The 26,688-nt window shown below is 35.8% G+C and carries 14 protein-coding genes; 2 read left to right on the forward strand and 12 right to left on the reverse strand.

All coding sequences use genetic code 11. From position 1 onward, the window contains the following. Nucleotides 1-14: 14 nt before the first annotated feature. On the reverse strand, nucleotides 15-2,255 hold the full coding sequence (locus HYN86_RS16695) for a GH92 family glycosyl hydrolase (RefSeq protein ID WP_113679067.1): 2,241 nt from the start codon (nucleotides 2,253-2,255) through the stop codon (nucleotides 15-17). 130 nt (nucleotides 2,256-2,385) lie between these two features. Between HYN86_RS16695 and HYN86_RS16700 the strand changes: the two genes are divergently transcribed. Continuing rightward, entirely contained in the window at nucleotides 2,386-3,444 is a 1,059-nt protein-coding gene (locus HYN86_RS16700; RefSeq protein WP_113679068.1) for a sensor histidine kinase, read from the forward strand. Nucleotides 3,445-3,514: 70 nt separating this feature from the next. Next, the gene (locus tag HYN86_RS16705; protein WP_113679069.1) at nucleotides 3,515-4,228 is read left to right on the forward strand and encodes a LytR/AlgR family response regulator transcription factor; all 714 of its coding nucleotides are present in this window, start codon (nucleotides 3,515-3,517) and stop codon (nucleotides 4,226-4,228) included. Nucleotides 4,229-4,523: 295 nt separating this feature from the next. Here the strand turns inward: HYN86_RS16705 and nagB are convergent, their stop codons facing one another. The 11 genes from nagB to HYN86_RS16760 form a co-directional block, all read right to left on the reverse strand. After that, on the reverse strand, nucleotides 4,524-6,452 hold the full coding sequence (gene nagB / locus HYN86_RS16710; RefSeq protein ID WP_057116065.1) for a glucosamine-6-phosphate deaminase: 1,929 nt from the start codon (nucleotides 6,450-6,452) through the stop codon (nucleotides 4,524-4,526). A 129-nt stretch (nucleotides 6,453-6,581) separates the two neighbouring features. Next, nucleotides 6,582-8,675: an alpha-L-fucosidase gene (locus HYN86_RS16715; RefSeq protein WP_113679070.1), complete on the reverse strand. Its 2,094-nt coding sequence runs from the start codon at nucleotides 8,673-8,675 to the stop codon at nucleotides 6,582-6,584. 138 nt (nucleotides 8,676-8,813) lie between these two features. Next, entirely contained in the window at nucleotides 8,814-9,461 is a 648-nt protein-coding gene (locus tag HYN86_RS16720) for a Pr6Pr family membrane protein (RefSeq protein ID WP_113679071.1), read from the reverse strand. Between the two features lie 48 nt (nucleotides 9,462-9,509). Further along, a complete protein-coding gene (locus tag HYN86_RS16725; protein ID WP_113679072.1) occupies nucleotides 9,510-10,067 on the reverse strand; it encodes a YdeI/OmpD-associated family protein in 558 nt (185 codons plus the stop codon). 171 nt (nucleotides 10,068-10,238) lie between these two features. After that, nucleotides 10,239-12,647: a sugar-binding domain-containing protein gene (locus tag HYN86_RS16730; protein ID WP_113679073.1), complete on the reverse strand. Its 2,409-nt coding sequence runs from the start codon at nucleotides 12,645-12,647 to the stop codon at nucleotides 10,239-10,241. 298 nt (nucleotides 12,648-12,945) lie between these two features. After that, nucleotides 12,946-16,473, reverse strand: coding sequence for a malectin domain-containing carbohydrate-binding protein (locus HYN86_RS16735; RefSeq protein ID WP_113679074.1), 3,528 nt, complete (start codon nucleotides 16,471-16,473; stop codon nucleotides 12,946-12,948). Between the two features lie 306 nt (nucleotides 16,474-16,779). Beyond that, nucleotides 16,780-19,533 (reverse strand): alpha-d-galacturonidase, encoded by a 2,754-nt coding sequence (locus tag HYN86_RS16740; protein ID WP_230406384.1) that lies wholly within the window; start codon nucleotides 19,531-19,533, stop codon nucleotides 16,780-16,782. A 140-nt stretch (nucleotides 19,534-19,673) separates the two neighbouring features. Beyond that, entirely contained in the window at nucleotides 19,674-20,558 is an 885-nt protein-coding gene (locus HYN86_RS16745; RefSeq protein WP_113679075.1) for a sugar phosphate isomerase/epimerase family protein, read from the reverse strand. Nucleotides 20,559-20,653: 95 nt separating this feature from the next. Beyond that, nucleotides 20,654-21,799 (reverse strand): sialidase family protein, encoded by a 1,146-nt coding sequence (locus HYN86_RS16750; RefSeq protein WP_113679076.1) that lies wholly within the window; start codon nucleotides 21,797-21,799, stop codon nucleotides 20,654-20,656. A 143-nt stretch (nucleotides 21,800-21,942) separates the two neighbouring features. Beyond that, nucleotides 21,943-24,693 (reverse strand): glycoside hydrolase family 78 protein, encoded by a 2,751-nt coding sequence (locus HYN86_RS16755; RefSeq protein ID WP_113679077.1) that lies wholly within the window; start codon nucleotides 24,691-24,693, stop codon nucleotides 21,943-21,945. Nucleotides 24,694-24,985: 292 nt separating this feature from the next. After that, nucleotides 24,986-26,554 (reverse strand): MGH1-like glycoside hydrolase domain-containing protein, encoded by a 1,569-nt coding sequence (locus tag HYN86_RS16760; RefSeq protein ID WP_113679078.1) that lies wholly within the window; start codon nucleotides 26,552-26,554, stop codon nucleotides 24,986-24,988. Between the last annotated feature and the right edge of the window lie 134 nt (nucleotides 26,555-26,688).

Below are 26,688 nucleotides of genomic sequence, written 5' to 3' on the forward strand. Positions count from 1 at the left end.
ATATTTATTTTGAATTAGTTAGTCAGACCCCAGTTTTTGTTTGGCTGTGCTCCCATTACAAAATGAAGTACGCCGCCTTTTAGCATTTCTTGGTGAGAAATCGCTGTTTGATTAAATGCTTTTCCGTTTAAAGTAGCCGATTGGATATAAAAGTTTTTGTTGGAAACATTCTCTGCTTCAATTACAAAAGTTTTTCCGTTTGGAAGATTTAATGTAGATTTCTCGAAAATCGGACTTCCAATTTCGTATTCACCAGAAGCTGGATTCATTGGATATAATCCCATTGAGCTGAATACATACCAAGCCGACATTTGGCCGCAGTCTTCGTTTCCGCTTAGACCATTTGCAGTCGTATTATATTGTGTGTCCAAAATATGACGCACCCAATATTGCGTTCTCCAAGGCTGACCAGCGTGATTAAACATATAAGCGATGTGGTGGCTTGGCTCATTTCCGTGCGCATACTGCCCGATCAAACCAGAAATATCAGCAGAAACATTGTTTCCTGTAATCTCAGAACTTTCTGTAAACAGCTGTTCTAGACGTTTTGTAAATACAGCATTTCCTCCGTGAAGTTTAATAAAATTGTCAACATTATGAGGCACAAACCAGCTGTGCTGCCAAGCATTTCCTTCGGTATAATCTGTATGTTCCCTGTGATTGGAATGTTTTGGGTCGAAAGGCTCGTTCCAAGATTTTCCATCTTCCGATTTCCCTCTCATGAAACCAGATTTAGCATCAAATAAATATTCGTAAGCTTTTGCACGTTTAGAGAAAAACTCATAATCAGCTGTTTTTCCTAAAGCTTTCGCCATTTGAGCTACGCACCAATCGTCGTAAGCATATTCTAAAGTAATGGTAACCGATTCGTCTAATAAATTATAAGGAATGTATCCGTATTTTTTGTAGAAGTTTAAGCCGCGTTCTTCCTGCATCATTGTGGCTTTCATGGCTTCAAAAGCTTTTTCAGCATCAAAACCTTTAATACCTTTTAAGTAAGCATCTGCAATAACTGGAATAGAATGATATCCTGTCATTGTATTGGTTTCATTAGCATACAAAGTCCAAACTGGCGATATTTTTTTGGTTTCGTAATACGCTAACATTGAGTTAACCATATCAGAAACTCTGTTCGGATCTAAAATAGTAAGGAGCGGATTTTCAGCTCTAAACGTATCCCAAAGTGATAAAGTAGAATAAGCGGTATAATTTTTTGAAGTTACAATTTTGTCATCTTCAGTTCTAAACTGTCCGTTTTTATCGCTGTACGTAACTGGCGCAACTTGAGCGTGATATAAAGCGCTGTAGAAAATAGTTTTTAAAGAATCAATTGGAGTTTCTACAGAAATTTTGCTTAAAGCTTTGTTCCAAACTGCAGAAGCATCTGTTTTTACTTTTTCAAATTCCTGATCTTTATCCAAATTGTCTTTCGCATTAGCAATACTAACTGAAGAAAGTGCCACTTTTACTCCTAATTCTTTAGAATTTTTAGGATCGAAGAATAATTGCAGCGCAGTATTTTCTCCTTCAGCATTTTTAGCATTAACAACTTTTTTATCAGCCGTAATAATAGATTCGGTGATTGGTTTTGAAAATTTAGCCACAAAAAATACTTTCTGATTTTTTGCCCAGCCTGTACTGTAGCGGAAACCGCTGATGGTATTGGCATCTTCAATTGTAATAGAAGTTTTTATCGCTTTGTCCCAATTAATAGCGAAACCAAGATCTACAATAACTGATTGTGTGTTGGTATCACTAAAAGTATATTTATGGTATGCGGTTCTTTGTGTAGACGTTAATTCTACATTGATTTTAGGATCTTCAAGAAAAACTTGGTAATAACCCGGTACTGCTTTTTCGTTAACATGATTATATTTTGATTTATACGGAAGGAAATCGCGTGAAGCGGCTTTGGCGGTTAAGTCTAACTTTTTGTTTGTCGGCATAAATAAAATATCTGCCAAATCACCGATTCCTGTTCCGCTTAAATGTAAGTGACTAAATCCAGAAACTATAGAGTCAGAATAATGATAGCCAGAACACCAGTCCCAGCTTGAAATTCCATTATCTGGACTCACTTGTAACATCCCAAAAGGAACCGTTGCGCCTGGGTACGTATGTCCGTGACCTCCAGTACCTATAAAAGGATCTACATAATTTGCTGCAAAACTTTGCTGATGTTTATTTTTATCTACATTTATTTTGCAACTTGCAATAAAAATTACCGTCAGAGAAAGCAGAGTAATTTTCCTCATATCAAAACAATATTAATTTAACTTTAAATTTAGATAAATTCAACTTTTACCAAAATAAATTTAGACGGACGACATTTAAACAGCTCTAAACATCAAAAAAAAGCAACAAACGACATTTTAAATTACCACTATGATTTTCAACTCAAGCAAGCTTTACACTTTACCTATACGCTATCATGTTTACTTTTGGCTCACGTATTTTTTATTCAATACACTGCGCTGGGGAAGCTATTTTAACGATTACGTATATTCTTTAAAAACTACTTTACTTGGTTTTCCTATTCACATGGCATTATGTTATCTGAATATTTTGGTTTTGATGCCTCATTTGGTCTATCGCAAAAAATATGTCCTATATATTATAACAGTACTTTCGGCGATATTTGTCATGGTTGTTCTAAAATTTAATTTGACTTATTTGTTGATTACACACGATGTATGGCCAGAAGGACCTCAAACCATAAACAATCTGACGCTAAATTATACAATTGATATGATGATGGGCGAATTATATGTGATGACTTTTGTAACGGCAATTAAAATTACCCTTGATTTATTACAAGAACAGAAACGTGTAACCGATCTCGAGAAATCGCAGCTGGAAACAGAATTACTATTTTTAAAATCTCAGATTTCACCGCACTTTTTCTTTAACACCTTAAATAATATCTATTCCCTTTCTGTAGAAAAATCTAATAAAACGCCTAAAATAGTTTTAAAACTATCTGAATTAATGCGTTATATGTTGTATGAAACAAAAGAAAAGAAACAGTCTTTGGAAAATGAAATTCTATGCATTCAGAATTATCTTGATTTAGAGAGAATTAGAAACGGAGATCGTTTAGAAGTTAATATGTACATTTCTGGAGATATTCACGACAAAGAAATTTCGCCCGTTTTATTATTGACTTTTGTGGAAAATGCTTTTAAGCACGGCGTTAATAAAAATACTGGAAATGTGGTTATAGACATTAATTTTAAGGTAAAAGGCGATTTCCTTTATTTTATTATTTCAAACCCAATGCCCGAAATTACCGTACATAAAGATAATTTTAACAAGGCAAGTGGTATAGGTATTGAAAACGTAAAAAAAAGACTTGAGTTAGGATATAATAAAAGTGACTATAAGCTTTCATTTAAAAATAAAAAGAATATTTTTGTCGTTAAACTAGTCATAAAAGTCACGTAGCCTCGCTTTTAGCTATTTCAAAAACTATACCTACAAATAAAACCATATCGGCCTAAAATAATATTTACAAATGAAAATAAAGTGTTTAATTATCGATGATGAGCCATTGGCAATAAACGTTATTAAAAGTTATATTGAACAGATTGAAGATTTAGAACTCATTAACACCTTTAGTAATTCTATTGAAGGGTTAAATTTCCTAAAAAACAATACTATCGATGTAATTTTTCTTGACATTAATATGCCAGTTTTAGACGGTATAAATTTTATCAAAAGTTTAGAAAACCCGCCTTTGCTTATTATCACGAGCGCTTACGATCAATTTGCAATTGAAACCTATGAGCTGGATGTTTTAGATTATCTGGTAAAACCAATTGAGTTTCCTAGATTAATGAAAGCGGTTAATAAAATCAACAAACGCCTCAACAATACCACTAAAACTCCGCAGGAAAACAGCAAAGAAAATCCTTTTATTTTTGTAAAAATCGACAAGAAAAAAATGAAGAAAATTTTCTTGAATGAAATTTTAGTCATCGAAAGCTTAAAAGATTATTTAAAAATAAGCACTACTTCTGGTAAATTCATTATTCACAGCACTCTATCAGATTTTACGAGTTTATTACCCGAAAGAGATTTCATCAGAATCCACAGATCTTACACGATCGCAATTGATAAAATTGATGCCGTAGAAGGAAATAGTATTGAAATTGAAGGACTTAGATACGTTATCGGAAGATCTTATATAGACGAAGTCAAACAGAAAATTTTGAATTCTTCGATTTAGGATTTTACCGCAACGGCGCAAAGATTTACGCAAAGTTCGCTAAGTTTATGAATAAACTTAGCGAACTTTTTTTATTCTCATCTTTTATACAGCATAAAAATAAACCTTAGCGACCTTTGCGTAACCTTTGCGTAACCTTTGCGTACTTTGCGGTTAAAAAAGACTCTGCAGTAAAAAACACAAAACAATAAAAAACGAAAATGCGGCCAACCACGACCGCATTTTCTCTCAATTATAGGTAACTAACCAAAATAAACCATGAAATAGTCTATTATCTTTATTGCTGGAAAAATCCTTAGAAATGATAACGTTTAAACGCTTCGATAGCCGAATAATCTGCTAATCCTAAGTTGTGATATTTTTCTGCAGTCAATCTATTTCTGTCTTCAACTCGCACCCAAAACTCCCTGCTGTCATCACCTTGAAACATAACCCCGTCTTTTTGAGATTGGTGATAAAAAATGGCATGTCGTTTCTTTAAAACCTGGTCAGGACTCATTGGTACTGCCATGTCAATTTGGTACGATTCCCATTCATGCCACGCGCCTCTGTAAAGCCAAACCCAGCAATCGTCCATAAAGCTTTTGTGTTTTAATCTTTTTAAAGCTTCAAACAAACTGTCTAAACAAACTTTATGAGTTCCGTGCGGATCTGCCAAATCTCCGGCGGCATAAATTTGATGCGGTTTTATTCTTTCAATAATATCACACATAATGTCGATATCTGCATCCGAAAGATTATTCTTTTTTACTGTTCCTGTTTCGTAAAAAGGAAGATCTAAAAAGTTAACATTTGAATCTGGCAAACCAATGTAACGAGTTGCTCCAAAAGATTCGCTTCTTCTAATTAATCCTTTTAATTTTCTAACCTCAGGAGAATCAATTTCATTTCCAGTTCTATTTTGAAGGAAATCAACAATTTCATCCGAAACAGCAGAATCTGGATTTAATGCTTTTGAAATTTCTGCAAATTTTAAAGCTTCTTCATTCGAAACCGCGATATTTCCAGAAGTCTGATATGCAATATGAACTTCATGCCCCTGCTCTACCAAACGGTCAAATGTTCCTCCCATCGAAATCACATCATCATCTGGATGCGGACTAAAAATAATTACTCTTTTCTTTTCAGGAGTTGAACGTTCTGGTCTGTACGTATCATCTGCATTTGGTTTTCCTCCCGGCCATCCTGTAATGGTTTGCTGCATTTTATTAAACATCTTAATGTTCAAATCGTATGCAGTTCCTTCTTCCGTCAAAAGACTCGACATTCCGTTGTCGTTATAGTCTTTATCAGTTAGTTTTAGGAAAGGTTTCTTCGTCAACTCACTTAACCAAGCCACCGCTTTTAATTTTAATTCATCTGTCCAAACACAAGACTTAACCAGCCAAGGCGTTTTTACCCTTGTAAGTTCAGATGAAGCTTCTGTATCTAGAACAAATGTTGTGTTGTTATGCTCTTGTAAATACGTAGCCGGCACTTGCGAAGAAACCTCGCCTTCAATTGTATTTTTTATAATTCCTGCCTTACTGATTCCCCATCCTAGTAAAACGATTCTTTTTGCATTTCTAACGGTTCCAATTCCCATTGTAATGGCTTTTCTAGGAACATTGTCAATTCCTAAAAAAGAAGAAGCTGCATCGACACGTGTCAAATGATCCAAAGTAATACTTCTGGTTCCAGAGTTTACATGCGAACCTGGTTCATTAAACCCGATATGTCCTGTTCTGCCAATTCCTAAAAGCTGAAAATCCAACCCGCCGTACGATTTAATTTTCATCTCATAATCAATACAATATTGCTGTAATTCCTCAGCACTAACCTGTCCGTCTGGAATATTGATATTTTCTGGAAGAATATTAACGTGATGGAATAAATGCTCATGCATAAAATGATAATAACTCTGAATATCATTTTTATCCATCGGATAATATTCATCTAAATTGAAGGTCACTACGTTTGCAAAACTCAGTCCTTCTTCTTTATGTTTTCTTACAAGTTCTTCGTAAACTTTTATTGGAGAAGATCCTGTAGCTAAACCTAAAACACAAGGTTCGTTCAGCTCATTTTTTCTCTGAATTAAATTGGCAATTTCCTGCGCGACCAATAAAGAAGCTTCCTGCGACGATTCGAAAATAACATTATGAATTTTCTCAAAACGAGTTTCTTCAAATTTTCCTGCTTCCGTAAAACCAATATCTTCTTTAATCATATCGCTGTCGCTCATTTAATTAATGTAAGATAAAAGTAGAATTAAATTGTCCTTTAGAACTAAAATTTCGACTAATAACGACTATCGTTCGGCAGAAAACAAAATAGCAAACTTCAAATAGTTTTTAACGAGCAAAAAAAGCTTTTATTCGATGATGCTTATTTCGGCAATCGAAACACTTTGCCCTTTTCCTATGCCAGCTGTCGCCACAAATCTTAAAAATCTTGCTTTAACTGCAGCAAAACTCTTAAATTGTTCAATTGGGTTGTGTTTAATATTTGAAAATTCTCCTTCCGATTGTTTGGTCCATGTAATATTGTCTTCGCTGGTATAAAATTCATAATTCGAAATTAAATTCAAATTATTTCCAACCTGCTGTGGTATATACGTAAAGCCTTTTATTTCCATTAATTCACCCATGTCGATAATTACAGATTGAGGCAGTTTATTTTCGTCATTTCCAAAACCCCAGTCAGTACTGGCGTCGCCGTCAATAATTTTTTCAACAGTTTTAGTGTCACCGCTTGAAACCGAAATCACTTTCCATTTTTCTTTAGAAACTCCGTACTTAGCCATTTTAACAGCACTATTAATTTTTTCTTTCGTATTTCTGGAAATGGCTTTAATTGTTACTGCTTTATTATAAGTAAAAGGAGTTTTGTACAAAATGCTTTTCTCTGAAGGATTTTTTCCGTCTAAAGTGTAATAAACGGCATTTCCATCTTCCGATTTAATTGTCACCAAGCCATTTTTATCACGAAGAATCTGCGGTTCTTTTACAAAAGTTGGAGCATTATATGCTTGAATTGTACTGATTACAAATCCTGCTTTAGCATCCAAAATATTAACTCTAATTGCCGAAGCTGTAACACGGTCTAAACGAAGAATTCTTTTGTAACCAATTGTAGTTTCATTGGCAATCGTTTTCCATTGTCCGTTTACATTGGCTTCAACAGAAAATGCTTTTACGCGCTGTCCCAATTTTATATATTCCTGAAGTAAAATTCTATTAATTGCTGTTGGCTTTTTAAACGTAAATTCGATTGCAGCTTGCTTAACTTTATCGTCGGTTGCCCAATACGTATTTTTATTTCCGTCAACAACATTTTGAGGTCCGAAATTAGAATCGACTGCTCTTGTATTTGAAGCTTGAACTTTTGCTCCTGCTAATAATTCTGTTTTGAAATCGGCTTTGATTGTAGCAACCAATTCTTTTAATCTTGCTTCATCATTTTCATGAACCAAACCGCGTCTGTCAACTGGAAGATTTAATAATAAAGTAGCATTTCTTCCTATTGATTCATAATAAATATCAACCATTTCATCAAGCGAACGTACTTTATCGTCTTCAACTGCATGATAAAACCATCCTGGTCTGATCGAAACATCGGCTTCACCAGGAACCCATTTTTCGCCGTCTTCGTGTCCAGACATGAATTCGCTGTAATGCACTTTTCCAGCCAACTCATCTTTCTGACGTAATAACGACCAATTGGTTTTTCCTGCGCGCCCCTCTTCATTCCCAATCCATCTCGCTTCTGATGGTCCAACTCCCCAAACCAAAGTTTTTGGAGCGATATCGTAAATCATTTTATAAGTTTCATCCCAATTATAGTAGGTAAGCGAATTAATTTTTCTAGTTTCATTTGCACCTCCGTAATAACCATCACCGCCATTTGCACCGTCAAACCACATTTCGAAAACATCTCCGTAGTTCGTCAATAATTCTTTTAACTGATTTCTGAAATACGTTATATATTCAGGTTTTCCGTATTGCGGATGATTTCTGTCCCAAGGCGAAAGATATAATCCTAATTTCAAATCGTATTCTTTACAGGCTTCAGCCAATTCTTTTACCAAATCTCCTTTTCCGTTTTCCCAAGGAGAATTCTTAACTGAGCGCTCTGTATATGCTGATGGCCATAAACAAAAACCGTCATGATGTTTAGCTACCAAAATAATTCCTTTCATTCCTGCCTCTTTCACCACGCGCGCCCACTGGCGAACGTCTAATTGTGAAGGATTAAAAAGTTCTGGCGACTCGTCTCCGTAACCCCATTCTTTATTCGTAAAAGTATTTAATGAAAAGTGTACAAAAGCATAAAATTCCATTTCCTGCCAGTCGATTTGTTTTTGCGTTGGAAGCGGTCCGAAAGGCTTTGGAGCATTGGCGAATTCCTGACTCGAAACATTAGAAATTACACCCAAAAGACATAAGGAAAGGAATATTTTTTTCATTGCTGATTTGCTTTAAAATAGTCTATAAAGCATAAATGTAGTATAAATTGATTTTCTGATGTACAGAATTTCGACCAACAGCATTTTTTAAAGCATCTTGGTTCAAAGTACATTTGACTCAATATGTCCAATCCGGAATTAGGTATAACTTTTAGTCTTTATTCTAAAAATAGAAATCAGAATAATAGATAAAATTACAAAGGACAATAAAACAAAAAATCCGTTTATAATAGCTATTTCAAAACCTAATTGAGTTGCATCTATAAAAGGATACGGATAAAATTCGGTTGCAAGTCCGTGAAACAAAGTATAAATGATATAAATGATTGGGTAAATCAACCAATATGAAATAACCTTAAAGGAAATCTTTTCTGGACTTACAAAAAACAGCCAGAAAAAGAAAAATAGAATAGGCACAACCGTATGGAAAATTTCGCTTACAATAAGATGATGTCCTTGCAAATCTAAAACCGGACGAAGAAGCAAATTAAAAACAATTCCGACAATCAAAATATAAGCTGTAATTGCCGTAATAGTAGTGCACTTTCTAAAGAAAGCATTTGCCTTACTTCTTCCACCAAATAATAGCAAAGCACTGCAAATAAAAACAATAGTATTTGTTGTAATGGTAAAGAAACTCAAAAAGCGGACTGCTGCACTGAAAAAAGTAAATTCAGGATTTTTTAACAGCAAATAAAACTGCACAGGCAAGGCATATAACTCTAAAGCAAAAATAATACCCAGCAAAATCTCCCCTTTTATTTTTGTGGTATTTTCTTTTTCCATATTTCACCAAAAGTCAGATCACTAAAATAAGGATTTTATTCGAAATACTTACATCACTCTTTTCTGTTTTTCGCTCTCAGCAATAGTTTTTTCAAGCCTTGACAGTTGCGTTTTTTCCTGCTTGGCACTCATAATCCAATGGATCATTACTTTTTTGTATGAAGGCGCTTGTTTCTCGAAAAATTCCCAAGCTATTTTATTGCTTTTAAACTGTTTTTCGTAAACTTCTAAAAGTGGAACTGGTTCTTTTTCGTGAGAATATATTTTGGATTTATTTTCAGTTCTAAAACTAAAAGCTTTTAAACCAGCATCTGTCATAAGTCCTGCTTGGGTTAAATCTTCCATCTTTTGAATATTTATCGCACTCCAAATACTAGAAGGCTTTCTAGGAGTAAAACGAATGGTATAACTATCTTGATCTATAGATTTCCGAACGCCATCAATCCAGCCAAAACAAAGTGCCTGTTCAACAGATTCTGACCAGCTCATAGAAGGCTTTTTGCTTGTAACCTTATAAAAACCAACTAAAAGCTCTTTTTCTTTCTGATGGTTTTTCTCAAGCCATTTTCTAAAGTCTTTTTGTTCTGCGAAAAAAGTGGGTGTCATTTTTTCAAATTTTAAATAAATCTCGCAAAGTCGCGAAGGCGCAAAGTTTAAAATTAAAAAAATTAAACCATATAAGTCAAATAAGTTTAATTAAGCCAAAACTTAAAATCACTTATATAACTTATATGGTTAAAAAAACTTTGCGTCTTAGCGACTTCCGCAGCAATAAACCTACTCTACTTTTACTTCAACAACTGAAGTTTGTAAATTTCCAGCCGTTGCTTTCAACTGAATATTTTCTTTTTTCCCATTTGATTGAATAATTGCAACACATTTACCATTAAACAACTTACACGAATTCGCTTTAAAAGAATCCAAATTAGCCTGATAACCATTATCAACGCCAACTAATTTTCCTCCACCAGTCACTTCAAAATTGATTAAATCCATGGCATTTGGCAATAAGTTTCCATCTTTATCTATTATAGAAACCGTTACATAAACCAAATCGTAAGTATCGTTTTTGATTGTAGTTTTTTCTGCTTTTAAATTAATTTTTGAAGGTTCTCCTGCTGTGTGAATTTCTTTTTCTAAAACTACTTTTCCGTTCTTTCTGGAAATCGCTTTTATTGTTCCCGGTTCAAATTTCACTTTCCATGAAATATGGAGATCATCATTTTGTTTTGATTTTGTTCCGAGAGATTTTCCGTTTAAGAATAATTCTACTTCATCGGCATTATTATAATACGCCCAAACTTCTACTTCCTGATCTTTTTTCCAATTCCAATGCGGAAAAATATACAGCATTGTTTTGTTCGACCATTCACTTTGGTACATATAATACACATCTTTTGGAAGTCCTGCCAAATCAACAATTCCGAAATAAGAACTTCTCGCTGGATACGGATACGGATCAGGTTCTCCGATATAATCAAAACCGGTCCAGATAAAAGTTCCCGCCATGAAATCCTGACTTTTAATCGTTTTCCAGTTTTCTTCGTGCGTTGCGCCCCAGTACGATTTCACCTGATCGTAAGCCGAAACCGTCCAGTCTGCATTCCCGTCAAACGGAGCACCGTGTTTGGTTGGCCACGCTTTAATTCCGTCTGGAAAATCATAATGACCGCGTGTTTCCAAAGCCGAAACACTCTCTGAAGCTAATATTTTTTGTCCTTTAAAACGAGTTGGAAAATCTTTATAATCTTCGTGTTTGTAATTGAAACCCAAAAGATCCAAAGCACCCGATTGGTAAATAAAATTCTTCTCAATAACATTTTCGGTCAAAGCCGAAGTTACTGGACGTGTTGTATCTAGCGATTTTACGATTTTCGCCAATTCTCTGGTAATGGCAATTCCTGTCGAATCAAATTGTTCTCTAATTTCATTCCCAATACTCCACATTATAACCGATGGATGATTTCGATCTCTTTTAATAAAATCTTCTAAATCCTGTGTATGCCACGCATCCCAATCTTTGTGGTAATCGTTGGTCACTTTTTTCTTCTTCCAAACGTCAAAAGCTTCGTCCTGAACAATGAAACCCATTTCGTTGCACAATTGCATCATTTCTAACGAATGCGGATTATGAGACATTCTAATGGCGTTTGCGCCCATTTCTTTCATCAAAGTCAGTTTTCTTCTTACCGCATGAATATTTTCGACAGCACCCAAAGCGCCGTTATCATGATGCAGGCAGACTCCCAAAATCTTCGTTGGTTTTCCGTTTAAAGAAAATCCTTTCTCTGAATCAAAACTAAAGAAACGGAAACCAAGAGGCGTTTCGTAATTGTCAACTAATTTTGATTTTTCGTAAATTTTAGTAACCACTTTATACAGATACGGATTTTCAGTATCCCACAATTTTGGCTGATTTATAGCCAAATCGTGAATCTTTTTCTCTGAAGTTTTAGCCGATATTTTTTCTGTTGAAGTTAAATTAGCTACTTCTTTATTGTCAGCATTTAAAACTGAAGTAACGAGTTTAAATTCTTTCGAAGTTTCGTTGTCATTATCAATCGTAACTTCTAAATGAATCTTAGATTTTGCTGCAGAAACTTCAGGCGTGGTTACAAAAGTTCCCCACTTTCCAACGTGCAATTTTTCACTGGCAACCAAACGCACATTTCTGTAAATTCCAGATCCTGTGTACCATCTTGAATTCGGCTGTGCATCGTTATCGACTTTTACCGCAATTACATTCTCTTTTCCAAAATTTACATATTTAGATAAATCATAACCAAATGAAATATACCCATTTGGACGCATTCCCAATGATTTTCCATTTATGAAAACCTCACTGTTCTTAAAAACGCCATCAAATTCTATTGAAACTGTTTTGTTTTTCCAGTTCGCAGGAATAGAAAAAACTTTGCGATACCAGCCTTTTCCAGCAGGCAAAAATCCCTGCGCTTGTTTGGTTTTAGCATCTTTATCAAAAGCGCCTTCAATACTCCAATCATGCGGTAATTGCAATGCTCTCCAGTCTTTCACATCGAAATTTGCTTGAATTGCATCTGGATAATCTCCTAATTTAAAGTTCCAGTTTTTATTGAAATCTTCGACAATTCTGGTTTGTTTTTGCGCAAAAATGGATACTGAAAACAGTATTGTTAAAGTAATTATTATCTTTTTTAAAATCATAATATATTTAAATAATCATTTTTAAAAATTAGCATTTCTCCAATCTTGTCATTTCGACGAAGGAGAAATCTTCGCTAGTAACTCCACAACGTGAATTACCAATCTTTGTCGAGCTTCTTGCGAAGATTTCTCCTTCGTCGAAATGACAAACTGGACGTTATAATATTGATTCTGTTTATTTGCGTGGGCTTCGACTCCGCTCAGCCTGACAATTGGAACGTAGACGCACTGCAGTGCGTCTCTACGATGAAAACCTTTGAACCTCTGCACCTTTGCCTCTTTGAACCTCAAAAAAAACCTATTGAAATTCGAAATTGTCCAACATTAATCCCTTCAAATCATCGCCTTCCAAAGTAATTTTATACGTTCCCGCATTAATATAACCACCGGAAGTTGTATTTAAAATCTTCCATTTTTCTGGTGCTGTAAAAAATTCAATGGTGTCATTTCGCATTAAAATTCCGTATGCATCTTCCATTTTAAATTTGACTTTTAAAGGCGTTTCATTTCTGTTCATGAATTTAAAACGCATTAAATAAATTCCCGCAACGCCAGGTTTTACTTCAAACTGAATGCTGTTTGCTGTTTTTTTGGTAAACTCAATATAATCGGCTTTTTTGAAATTTCCTTTTTCGATTCCTGTCCCTGTGGATTTGGCATTTTCAGCTTCGATGATTACAACAGGTCTTGAATCGTCTTTTTCGCCCATATCATAAACTGGAACAACTGCAATTGTGCTTATCGATTCAGCGTTATCAAAAAGAACTTTTTCTCCTTTTTTTACTTTCTTATTGAAGATCGTAAACGAAGCTACATTGCTGTTTTTTGCGTTTTCCTCTATTTTTTTATAATCAGAAAACGAAGCCGATTCTTTGATTTTACTATCAACTAAAACATAAATATTCGAATCTTCTTTGGCAGTAAACGACCCTTTATTTTTAGATGAAACTGAAAACTGCACATAATCTGCACCAAATAATTCAGAAGGCAATTCGGTAAAAACAATATCAGAATCTGAAAATTGTTTTGAATTGATATCCATCCACGAAGCTATTCTGTTGTTTTTATCATAAGAATCCAGAACCAAATTCTCAATATTTTTTGGCGAAGCATCTGCAGGTCTCAGTTTTCGATCTTTAGTTCCGATAGCAATTGCCGAAATAATGGCCTGCCCTGCTTTTACATTCGGAAAGGAAATCACAATTTTTCCGTCTTTACTTTTTACGACAAAAGTTTTCTTCAAAGCTTGATCGTGTCCCGCTTCTGCCCAAATATCAAAATCTTTTAAAACGACATTTTCGTTGATGGCAACATCAAACAAACGCCAGCCTTTGCAGTCCATTCCACCTCCAGTTCCGTACCACGGTTCTGTGAAATATAATTCTACTAAATATTCTCCGTCGGGAACAGGAAACTCGTAACGCAATTTGTCAACGCCATATCTAAAACTCTGGAATAATTCGGAATCTTTTGTACCATTTATTGGGTCAAAAGTCGTTCTCTGACTCGCAAAGAAATCCGGAAGTTTTTCAAAATTATCTGTCCATGATGACGAACCCCATGTATATTTTCCGCTTTTGTGCGTATCTGTAAACCAAGTATTTCCTGAACTATCTGTAAATTCAGATCCACCGCAATTTACTCTGTAGATGTAATTATAGCCTTTTTTATCTTTTAATAAATCTGTTTTTTCAGGAGTTAAATCGGCTAAATTTGGCGCTTTCGGCAGTGTATTCAAAACGACATAATCTTTAGCAACCGCTTTTCCGTTTACATATCCAACTGCGTATAAAACATTGTATTGAATATTGACATTGTTAAACTGAAAATGCTGTCCGATTCCAGGATTTTTTAATTTCCCTAAAGAAGACTTATTCACGTCATTAAACAATTCAACTTCATCACAATTTGAATAAATATCGATTCCGTTTTTGATACCAGGTTTATCCCAACGGCTTGGCCAAGTGTGGGAAACGATATACATCATCGGATTGGTTTTGTTCGAAACGTAATTGGCTCTGTACATATAAAACGCATCTAAAGGTTCACCCCAAATCGTGAAAAGTCCTTTATAATTAACAGGCCCTACTTTGTCAATATCTCGAAATCCTTCTCCGTTTTGTACTCTCCCTGGATTTTCATGTGAAGCAAAAAGCCAGTTGAACTGCCCCGCAATTTTATCTTTAACCGATTCGGCTTCGAGGACTTTAATTTCCATTAATTGAGAAAAACGGTTTTCGCTCAAAGTTCCTTTTTGGTCAAACTCGCCTTCGGTATGTAAATCAGCTGAACGCCACGCGCCATATTCGCCGTTTAATAACTGCGTGCTCATTTCCAAATGATATTTTAAGGGATCTCCGCCATACGTTCCTGACCAGTTTTGAACGACATTCCAGTCTGTTCCTTCTCCTCCGTTACAAGTCGTCACGATTCGTTGAGAAGCGGATAACGGATCCATTTCACGAATAATTTGTGTGCATTCTTCTGCAAATTCTTTTGGAATAGTACTTTCGTTCTGCAAGCCCCACATCACCACCGACGGACTGTTTCTGCGTTCTTTAATCCATTCGCGTAACAAGGTTTTAAAATTCTCTTTAAATTCAGGCGTGTCGTACCAAATATGTGCCGAAAACTGACTCCAAAATAAAATTCCGTTTTCGTCTAATTCTTTTTGGTACAATAAATTATGAGGCTGATGCGCTTCTCTAAAAGCGTTAAATCCGCCCGCTTTGATCTGTTCGATTCTGGAATGAATCATTTCGTCTGAAAACGAATGACTGTTTCCAATTAAATGTTCGTATTCGCAAGTTCCGTTGATAAATAAAGGTTCGCCATTGATAAAAAAACGATTGTCTTTTCCGTCACGGCTGACCGGCCAGCTTACCCAGCGGATTCCGTAAGGCGTTGTTAACTGATCAATTATTTTTCCGTTTTCATAAATAGAAGTCACCAATTTGTACAAATACGGATTCGACGGCGACCATAATTTCGGATTTATAATCTCTGGAAGTGTTTGTGTTATTTCTTTTGTTTCTCCTGAAACGTATTTGACATCACTTTTTGTAATAACAGTTTTCTTTCCTGAAGCATCAAAAAGGATGTTTTCAATTGTTAAATTTCGGTTTGAAGGACCGTAATTCTTGATTTCTGTCGTCGTATGAAGAATGGCTTTTCGTTTAGAAACCGATTTGTCATTCCAAATATGAACACCAAAAGGTTCTATTCTGACGTCGTTTGTAACAACTAACGTAACAGGTCTAAAAATTCCCATTGGCTGAGAACCTTCAGAGAATCCCCATTCTCCCGAACATCCTCCACAAACCCAAGGAAGATCGGCAATAAAAGATGGATGCGCTGCTTTAACTAAAATCTGGTTTTCTTTATCGAAAGAAACGGCTTTTGTTATGTCTAATGTAAAAGTGGTTCTGCCGCCTTTGTGTTCGCCGACTTTTTTGCCGTTTACCCAAACGGTCGCATACGAACTGACGCCTTCAAAATATAGAAAAAGCTTTTTAGAAAGGTCTTTTTTATCCAGTTTTAAAGATCTTTTGTACCAAGCTGTACCATGTAAATTTCCATGCTTTGTTCTTCTAAAACCATAATACTGATCCCAATTGTGAGGCACACTAACCTGCTGCCAATTGGAATCAGTTTTTGGATGGTCTACAAACCTCTCTTCCTTCACAGGAAGATTTTCCAAGATTATGGTTTCCCAAGACGAATTCAGCGTAATTTCTTTACGAAATTTACCTGAATCTTTGCTCTGACTCCAAACAAAGCAAAGACTTGAAAAAAAACAAAAAATAAAAAAAACTATTCTTTTCATATTTTTAAAACCATATAAGTGATTATAAGGTTATTTAAGTTTAATATACGGCTTTTTGTCATTTCCATCCCGAGGCTTCGGGATCGGGATGACAAGATTGTGTTTATACTTTGCGTGTAAACCTGAGGGGTTTAAAAACCCCTCAGGTTTAACATCCATAATTATTTCGCTCGTTTTGTCATTTCGACGAAGGAGAAATCTTCGCAAGTAGCTCCGTATAGAAATGTCGCCAATCTTTTTAGAGCCACTTGCTAAGATCCCTCGTTCCTCGGGATGACAAGATTGTGTTTATAACTCTAAATTATATTAATAAAACAACCAGTCAATAGCTGCTTTCTCTCCTGCATCAATATATCCAACATCGCGCGGTGTGATGTTTTGATCTGCGTCTATAAAGCCTAAAATCAATACTTTTCCTTTTCCTAAATCTAATTTATTTTCGCCCGGTTGAAAAGTATACGTATGAATGTTTACACGCGGTAAATCTTTTAAATTCATGGCGCTTGCTAAAATAACTTCGGCCTGACCGTGCGCATTTCCTGCTGCATCCGTTTCTAAACTTGGCGGTAACAAAAATCTCTTTTGATCTGAATTGAAATAACCAACCACTAATTTAACCGCTTTTGTGTTTCTAAACTTCAAATGTGTTCCTTTTTCGTTTTGGTCGTTTTCTACAAACGTAAATCCTCTTAAGTTTTGAAGTTCAGGAGCGATTTTGGTTAATTCAGAAATATCGGTTCCGTAAACTTTTGTTCCGGTTTTAACTAAATACGTTCCCGGTTTTTCATCGATGAAAGTAACTTCTGCCGTTTTCCAAGGTTTTCCTTCTTTGGTTTCAATTTTACCGTCTTTTGAAGCTTTTAATTTCTCTAGATTTCTTTTGAAATTCGCCAATTCACGCTCGTAATGAGGCAATAATTCAGCCCAAGTTTTGTTATTTCCGTCATCGCCTCCAATCGGAATTCGGCGTTGAGCGGTTTGCATACTGTTGGCATAATAGTAAGTATCTTTTGTCAGGTTTACCAATAACTCATAGTATTCGATGCTTTTCTCTAAATGAGGCATTGCTTTGTCTAAATCATTGATATCATTTGAATAACTGTATCTTAAAACCAATAAAGCTGCTTTTACTTTCTCTGAGAAGAAATCAGCGAAAGCTTTGTAAGCATGCATATCGTTTTTAAGACGTGCAAATTCTTCTTTGTCTTTGGTTACGCTTGCTTCGGCTTTGTCGATGGCTTCAACTGCTAATCTTCCGTGTTCTGTGATTTCGGCAATAATCTGAGTTGGAAGTTCGCCAGAATGTGGTTCTTTATTCCATTCCTTTTTAGCATATTCTAAAAGCAATTCGCCTGCTGGTCCACAAGATTCGTGGAATCCAGGATACACACGCCATTTCGACGGATTTACCAACTGGCTTTCGAACATTCCTAATAATAAGGTTTGACGGTTTCCTTCGGTAATTCCGAAACGTCTTAATGTTTTTGGAGCGATTTCTCCTGTTTCTTCGTATGCTTTTAAGATGTTATTGGCAGCTTCCTGACTAGTTCCAAATTTGGTAGCTAAATCATTATCCCAGAATTTCACCTCTTCATTTCGGTCTCTTTTGCTATCCCAAGCATATCTTGCCCATGCTTTGTACCAAATCCAGTCACGATCCATTTCTAGTAAACGCTCACCTGATTTAGTTTTATCTGCCGAATACGGCCAATCCCAATACGATGCCTGCGGATACAAGTGTAATGCATTGGCTCCGTGAACGCTGTGCATCGCTTTTACTGTTTTCTGTATAAAATCCGGCGAACCGTATCTGAAAGGTTCTAAGTTGGCCAAAATATGCACATTTTCAATATGAATCGATTTTAAAGCGCTCAATTGTTTATGCGTTTCGCCCCAAGGTCCGCCCGGCGTATAAGTCGTTAAAGATTCTCCTGTATATTTACTTTCTGTATATAAGTTTTTGTATAACGGAAGTGATTTTTCCATTACCAAAGGCCCATCTGTATCATGAGAACGCAGAATAATTGGCGGTTCCTCTGTTTTTCCTAATGCTTGTAAACCATCACGAACGCCTGGAATAATTGTTTTTGTGAACCATTCCACATCGTCATCAACCGTATTAATTGCTTCTCCCAAACAAACCATTAATCCAACATTTGGATATTTTTCGATAAAAGCAGCGATAGATTTTCTGGTATAATCTGAAAGCAAAGGCGTAATCGGACGCGAACGATCTTGTGTTTTAATGTTGTAATGTTCTGCAAAAGGCTTAGAAACAATAATATTATAAAACATCTGAATTACCCAGATTCCTCTTTTGTTGGCTTCTACCGTTAAGAATTTATATATTTCTTCGTTCTTTTTGAAATCTTCATCACTTACTTCTACAGCAAACGGATACTCTTTTAATTTCACTAAGGAAGCAAACGGATGTCCGTTCCATAAATACAAAGAATTCATGCGGTTTTCAACCAGCATATCTAGATATTTTATCCATAAAGCTTTATCATAAAACCAAGGAAAAGTTTCTGGTGTATACGGATATTCGTAAACATCACGGCCCGGAAGATAAACGGGTTTCTGCATTCCGATGCAAGCTCCTCTTAAAACCATTTCCGGACTGTCATCCAAATTAATTTCTGACGGAAGTTTTCCTGAACTTTTAATACGGTCTGCTAATTCTAAAGCGCCATACAAAGCTCCAGAAGCATCTGTTCCTAGAATATAAATAATATTATTTTGAGTACGAATCTGAAAACCTTCTTTTTTAGTCAGTTTACTATCATCGATTTTGGCACTTTTTGCATTTTTTTTCCAGAAATCAGTTCCTTTTTCACCGATAACAATTACTTTATCTTTTGATTTTTTGAATTTATCAGAAGAAGTTACGCTGAAACCTTTTGCTGTAAGTATTTCAGATAATTTCTCTGCGCCAAATTTTGCTCTCGGCGAGCTCGGATCACTCACGACTGTGATGTTCTGCGCTGTCGCGAAAGAGACATAAAAACATAAAAAAAGTAATTGTAAATATTTCATGGTATTATAATTTATTCTTTCCATTTTACTCGGTCTGGTTTGTCATTTCGACGAAGGAGAAATCTCCACAAGTAACTCCGTAAAGTGAGTTACCAATCTTTGTCGAGCTTCTAACGGAGATTTCTCCTTCGTCGAAATGACAAAAAATGAGAGATAACTATATTTTAATTCTGGAAAATCTTTTTCAAATAAGCTACGTTGGCTCCGTAATTGGCTTTTACATTGTGCACTTGTGTCACGTCACGAGAACGTTCTACAATCAGCCATCCGCTCCATTTCATTTCGTCTAATGTCTGTTTGATTTTCGGCATATCGATCGCTTTATCGTTTTCTAACCAAAACTGATCGGTGTTTGATGCATGAATCTGTGCTAAATATTTCTTTCCTAAGATTTTTAATTCTGATGAAATATCTCTGCCATTGTCAACTGCATTGGCAAAATTGAAAGAGCTTTTAATATATTTTGAACCGACTTCGTCTAAAAGTTTTTTCTCTTCTGTAGCACTCAAAGAAGTTTCAATAGCGATAACTCCACCAATTTTCCCCACTTCTTTTCCTGCCCACTGCAATCTCTTGATCACTTCTGGACGTAATTCTGGATTCTTAACCAAATCAGTTTGAGTTCCTAACGGAAGATAGGCCACTTTAACTTTCATATTTTTCATAGCTTGAATACAATCCGTAATCATTGGCGTGATTTCTCTTGTGGCAAATGACTGCGCATAAAATCCAGACATCGCAATAGAACTGATTCCAACTCCAGTTTCTTTCGATTTATCTAAGAATTTTTGTCTCTCAACTGGATCGCCTAATTTGCTGTCAAAAGTTGGTCGGTTTCCTAAACCTCCCATATCCAGTTCGATTCCGTCTGCTTTTATTTCAGCCGCCAAACCAAAAGCGCCTAGTTTTTGTCTTTTTAAAATCATCCAGTCGCAAACTGCTACTTTGTATTTTTGTTTTTTATTGGAAGACTGAGCTGTTGCACAACTGTTGAATGTTGTTGACAGAACAACAAGGAAGGCAATTAATAAATGTTTTTTTAATTTCATGTCTATATTTTTTTGCCACAAATTGCACTAATTTTCACGAATTACTATTTTTAAAAAATTCGTGAAAATTAGTGAAATTCGTGGCGAACTTTTTTTTACTCTTCTTCAGCCTTAACAGCCGTTACCACTTTTCCTTCTTCGCCTGGCCAAATTCCGTTTTTGATTGGAAGTGCTTTTAACTTCGTTGGATCGATTTTTACATATTTCAGTTTTTCTCTTCTCCAAGTGTATACGATATGCACCATTCCATCAGAACTTTGGATCATAGAAGGATACGAATACTGGCTGATTTTTGAATCTTCTAAAACCAAAGCAGCTTTCCAGTTAATTCCGTCATCCGAAATCGAAACATTTAAAGGCGTTCTTGGGCCTTTTGCTTCTTTCCCTGGAGGAAGAACATGATTGTAAACTAGTAAATGTTTACCGTTTTTTAGAGTTACGGCATCTGTTCCTGAGTTGTTATTTGGAAGTCCGATTAACTCAATATCAGACCAAGTTTTTCCGTTGTCTTTTGAGAAAGTGCTGAAAATAGCTCTGTTTCTGGTTCTTCCGATGGCCTGAATACCTCCGTCTTTATGAAATAAAATACTGGGCTGAATCGCATTGATTTTTTGTTTTCCTCTTGGAAGCGTATCGCCCATTACCCAAGTTTTTCCGAAATCAGGAGTTGATTCCATACGCAATCTCCAGCCGTCGCCTTCGATACTTGACGGACATAATAAAGTTCCGTTGCTCAATAAAACCGGTTTATTTTTGATTGGCCCTAAGAAACCATCAGGCATTTTTTTTGCCTCAGACCATGTTTTTCCGCCGTCAGATGAAGTTCTGATTACGCCCCACCATTCTGATGGCTTTGGTCCGATTTTGTAGAAAAGCATTAAATCACCACCTGGAATTTGATATAAAACCGGATTCCATGTTGGTAATCTCGGACCTTCTTTCATTACTCCATCTGCAACTTTTACGCCTTCATTCCAAGTATCGCTTCCTTTAGGTTTAATCGCGACATAAATACAAACATCAGGATGTCTTTCGTGAGTTCCACCGAACCAAGAAGCAACTAAATCACCATTTGTAGCTTCGACAATTGTAACAGCGTGGCAAGACGGATAAGGCGCTTTATCGTAAATAAACTGATCTACTAAAATTCCTTCTTTCCAAGTCTTTTTCTCTAAAGCCGATTTACAGCTTCCTAAAAGGAAAAGTCCAAACAAGACAAATGCTAATTTTGTTATCTTCATTCTTAATTAAATTATGAATTATTTTTTTTGACTATAAATACATACCTAACATTTTTTTAGGTAAAAATATTTAATAAGTGTAAAAATAACACCAAAAAATTAACAATGTATCCTGTACTGTCCCGAATTATTAAAAATGCAGATTATTTAACGTTTATCGCAAAATTTCCTGACGAAAGTGTGACAATTATTTGATTTTTTTCTATTGAAAAAGCATGAGAAGTCTTATCCAGCTTCTGTTTATTGATGAAAACAGCCGAAATATCTGTTGTTGGAAGATACAAAACAGCCGAAGTATTTTCGGGAATGGTAACGTTCCAAACCAAAGCTTTTTTATCTTTTTTCCAGTTACTTTTAATTAAACCGTAAATCGATTCGTAAGAAGCATTTACATAAGTCAATCCCGCATTAAAATCTGGTTTCATAATAATTTGTTTGAAACCCGGAGTTTCAGGATTACTTTTGATTCCCGCCATATTTTCGTAATACCAAATCAATAAATCGCCCAAAAGCATTACGTGATTTTGCGAATTCATAGCAGGATCTGCAGTGTTGCCGTTCCAAAGTTCCCAAATGGTTGTTGCACCGTTTTCAACCATATAACCCCAGCTTGGATAGGTTTTGTTAGACGCTAATTTGAAAGCCAAATCACCTCGCCCAAAGTTAGTTAATGTTCGCATTAAAAACTGCGTTCCGATAACTCCTGTACTTACATGACCGTTTTTAGTTACTTCAACCTCGTGCACCAGATTTTCAAATACTTTTTGCTGTAATTCTTCTGGAACCATTCCGAAAGTCAACGGCAAAAGATTGGCTGTTACAGTATTGTTGGCGTAATTATTTTTTGATGTATTAAAATATTTCGCATTAAATGCTTTTTTAATTCTTGAAGCCAGATCTTCGTAATGTGCAATGTCTTTTTCAGCATTAGCAATTACAGCAAACTTTTTCATTGTATTTAAAAGCTGATAGAAAAAGGCACTTGAGATCAATTCTCCATCTGTTAAACGAGCAGGATCTTTAGAACGAATTAACTCCAAAGATTCCGGAGGAACGCACCAATCTCCATATTTATCTTTGGTCATGATATCATCTACCAAATAATTTTCTTCCATATAATCCATCCATTTTTTCATAGACGGATATTGTTTTTCGATTACTTTTTTGTCTCCAAACTGCTGATACAGCATATCAGCAACCGTAATATAGGTTCCCGGCCAAGTTACATTATCACCGTAATAACGCCAGAATGCAGGTGCAACATCCGGAATTCCGCCGTCAATAGTTTGTGCGTTTTTAATATCGTCGAGCCATTTTGCATATAATGTTTGGTTATCAAATAAGAAACTTTCACCGTAAGCCCCTGTTGTTCTGTCTCCCAACCACGGCTGACGCTCGTTTCGTTGCGGACAATCGATTGGCATTCCTTTATAATTTCCGCTGATCCCCCACCACGCATTCTTAAAAATCTGATTCATTATCGGGTTTGAAGAATCGAAAGTTCCTGTTGTAGCGATATCATCATAAACGACTTTTCCAACAAAATTTTCTAAAGTCGGTTTGGTTTTAAAGCCCGAAATTTCAACAAATCGAAATCCGTGAAAAATAAAACGAGGTTCCCAAACTTCTTCTCCTTCGCCTTTTAAAGTATAAATATCCGTCGTTTTAGCATCGCGAAGATTGGCAATATATAACGAACCATCCGGCTGTAAAGATTCTGCAAACTTCATCGTGATTTTGTCGCCCGCATTTCCTTTCACTTTCAATTGCAACCAGCCTACCATGTTCTGTCCCATATCTAAGATATAAGTTCCTTTTGGTGTCTGTTTGATTGAAATAGGCTTTACTTCGCGTTTAATTTTCATATTCGCCGACATCTGCCCTTCATAGAATCCGCCTGGTTCCTGAACATATTCTGCCGAAAGCCATTTTTTATCATTAAAATTAATGGTATTCCAGCCTTTCATTTCTTTACGTGCATCGTATTCTTCTCCGTCGTATTCGTTGTTCGACAAGATTGGTCCGTCAGTTGTTATTTTCCAGGTATCGTCTGTGCGAATAACGTCTTTGCTTCCATCCGTATATTCTACAAACAACTGCAAAGCCATTTTCGGATATCCAAAAGTTTTGATTTTATAAGGTTTATAATCCTGACGCATCGTAAAAAAACGTCCGTTTCCTAAAATCGTTCCCAATGCATTTTTGCCTTCTTTTAGTTGCGAAGTCACATCAAAAACATTGTATTTCACATTCTTCGTATAATCCGTAGGAACGGGAGCCAAAACCTGATCGCCAATTTTATTTCCGTTAATGTACAGCTCATACAAGCCCATTCCCATGATATAAACTTTGGCATTTTTGACTTTCTTTTTTAAGTCAATTTCTTTTCTTAAATATCTGGCTGATAATCGAGAATACTGCGAAATACTATCGCCCGGAGAAGTTTTTTCATACCCAATCCAACGCGTCGATTTCCAGTCGGCGTAAGTCAAAATTCCGATGCTGAAATGTGCCGTTTCTGCTGATTTTACTTCGCCTTTATTGGTAGAAATAATTACTTTCCAGTAAACATCTTGTCTGTCTTTTAGCTTTTTTCCGTTGTAAATTACGTTTACAGATTCATCGCTTTGTACTTTTCCACTATCCCATAAATCACCGTTTTCTGCGTTTAGCTTTTCTAAAGTTGAAGCAGCTAAAATTTGATAATGGGTTTGTTTGACATCATTTACGTTTGCTTTTATTTTCCAGCTCAATCTTGGCTGTAAAACGTCAATTCCTTCCGGATTGGTCAGCATTTCGCACTTTAAATCCACAACACTCATTTTATTTTGGGCTTTCACCGAAAGTGTAAAAAGTGAGAGGATTATGGTAAGATGTAAAAAAAACTTTTTCATGGTGTTATTTTTAAGCTTTGGCTTTATTTTTTTTGTCTCTCGCAGATTTGGCAGATTGAGCAGATTATTTTTTACTTTAACTTAAAATCTCCTAAATCTGCCAAATCTGCGAGAGCAATTTTATGTTTACTTTTTGTCATTTCGACGTAGGAGAAATCTCCGCAAGTAACTCCGCAACAGTATCCAATCTTTGTCGAGCTTCTCGTGGAGATTTCTCCTTCGTCGAAATGACATACTATACGCAAAAATGAGCAATAAATCTGCTCAATCTGCGAGAGAAAAAATCAACATACTACTCAGAAATCAACTTCTCCAATCTCTCAGAAAAAGCAATTTCTTTTCCGTTTTTAAAGATCCTGAAACCCTTTCCTTTTTTATATTTTTCTCCGGTTTTATCCCAAAGAATCGTAATAATATTGCCGTGATACAAAACATTATCCAGACAAAACCAATCCCATTTTTCCTGCGGAATCAACGGATTCACTTCAATCTTTTCATCGACTCTTGGACGCAAACCAACCAATCCTGTAATCATCAAATCGTTAAAAGTCGAGTGATTATAATAACGGCTTCTCTCTCTGTCGCCCATTAGCCAATATCCTGTTGTTTCATCCAAATACTCGCCAAGATAAGGTTTCCCTCTGTAATATTGTGACTGCACGTACAAATCCATTTGTTTGAAATAATCCGTCTTAGCCACAAAATTTTGATCATAATTGTTCAAAACATTTGCTAGAGCCGTCAAAGTCTGCGAACTTGCAAAAGGCCATATCGCTCCGTCCCACTCGCAGGTTCCGGTTCCGTGAGTTCTAAAACGCGGACTTCTTCTTTCGGCTGTTGTCAAACCAAACGGTGCCGAAAATCCTTTTTCATCCTTAATTTGTTCCCATGCTTTTTCAAAACCTTTTCCTTTTTCAGGAAGATTAAAATACCACGGAATAAATCCGATAGCTTCTCTAACCTGCGCTAATGTATCTTTTTCTGTTAAAGTTTCAAAAAACTCGCTTTTAGCATTCCATAATTTGGTTTCGACTAAATGCTGTAAAACATCCGCTTTAGCTTTAAATTTTGCTTCCGCTTCCTTATCGCCTTTCATAGCAGCCATTTTAGAAATCGCCATAGCGTTCCCAAACATATAACTGTTAATCGTCGGTCTTGCATTTTGCACTTTACGCCCGCCACTTAAAGATTCTTCCATCCCATCTTTTACATCATGCTGCCAAAACAAACCATCCTTGCGCTGACGGTCTTTTTCCCAAACAGCATAGTCGGTAACCATGTCTGGATACAGATCCAATAAGAATTTTTCATCCTTATTCACCAAATAACGATTGTACAAAGCATCAGCTGTCCAACTGCTGAATTTATACAATTTGTTCATCGGTTTTCCATCATTTCCACGGTACCAAATTTTAACATCCTGCTCAATATACTGCGGATCATGAACCCAACGAAATTCATTAATATGATGCCCTAAAGCACAGCTAATCATATTGTATTTATCTGCATACGAACGGTCTACCAAAAACTCGGTAATCGCAAATCCCTGTGGTGTTTTCTTAATATGCTTTCTCGCACTCCACCAACGGAAATAATAAATCTCCTCAAAATTCTGCTGCGGACATTCAAACAACGGAATATTCTTTTCCATCCAAGTCCACGCACTGTCATTCGGAATCGCAAATTTCAAATTTTCATCTTCCATCGTGTTGAAATAATCAACATAATGTTTGAAGTTTTTTTCTTTTAAAATAACCGCTTTTCCTTTTTGAGAATGCCCTGCACCCGATTTACAGCTTATGTTCAAAGTTGAAACCAAGATTAATAAAGCAATTATTTTGTATTTAAAATGATGTAACATATTTAAAATCTAATTATAAAATTCATTATTTGGGCGTGTCCCTCCGGGCAGTCTAAATTCTTTTTTTACACAATATTGTCATTTCGACGAAGGAGAAATCTCCACAAGTAACTCCGTAAAGTGAGTTAACAATC

Origin of the sequence: Flavobacterium fluviale, assembly GCF_003312915.1 — a bacterium.
Classification (GTDB): Bacteria; Bacteroidota; Bacteroidia; order Flavobacteriales; family Flavobacteriaceae; genus Flavobacterium; species Flavobacterium fluviale.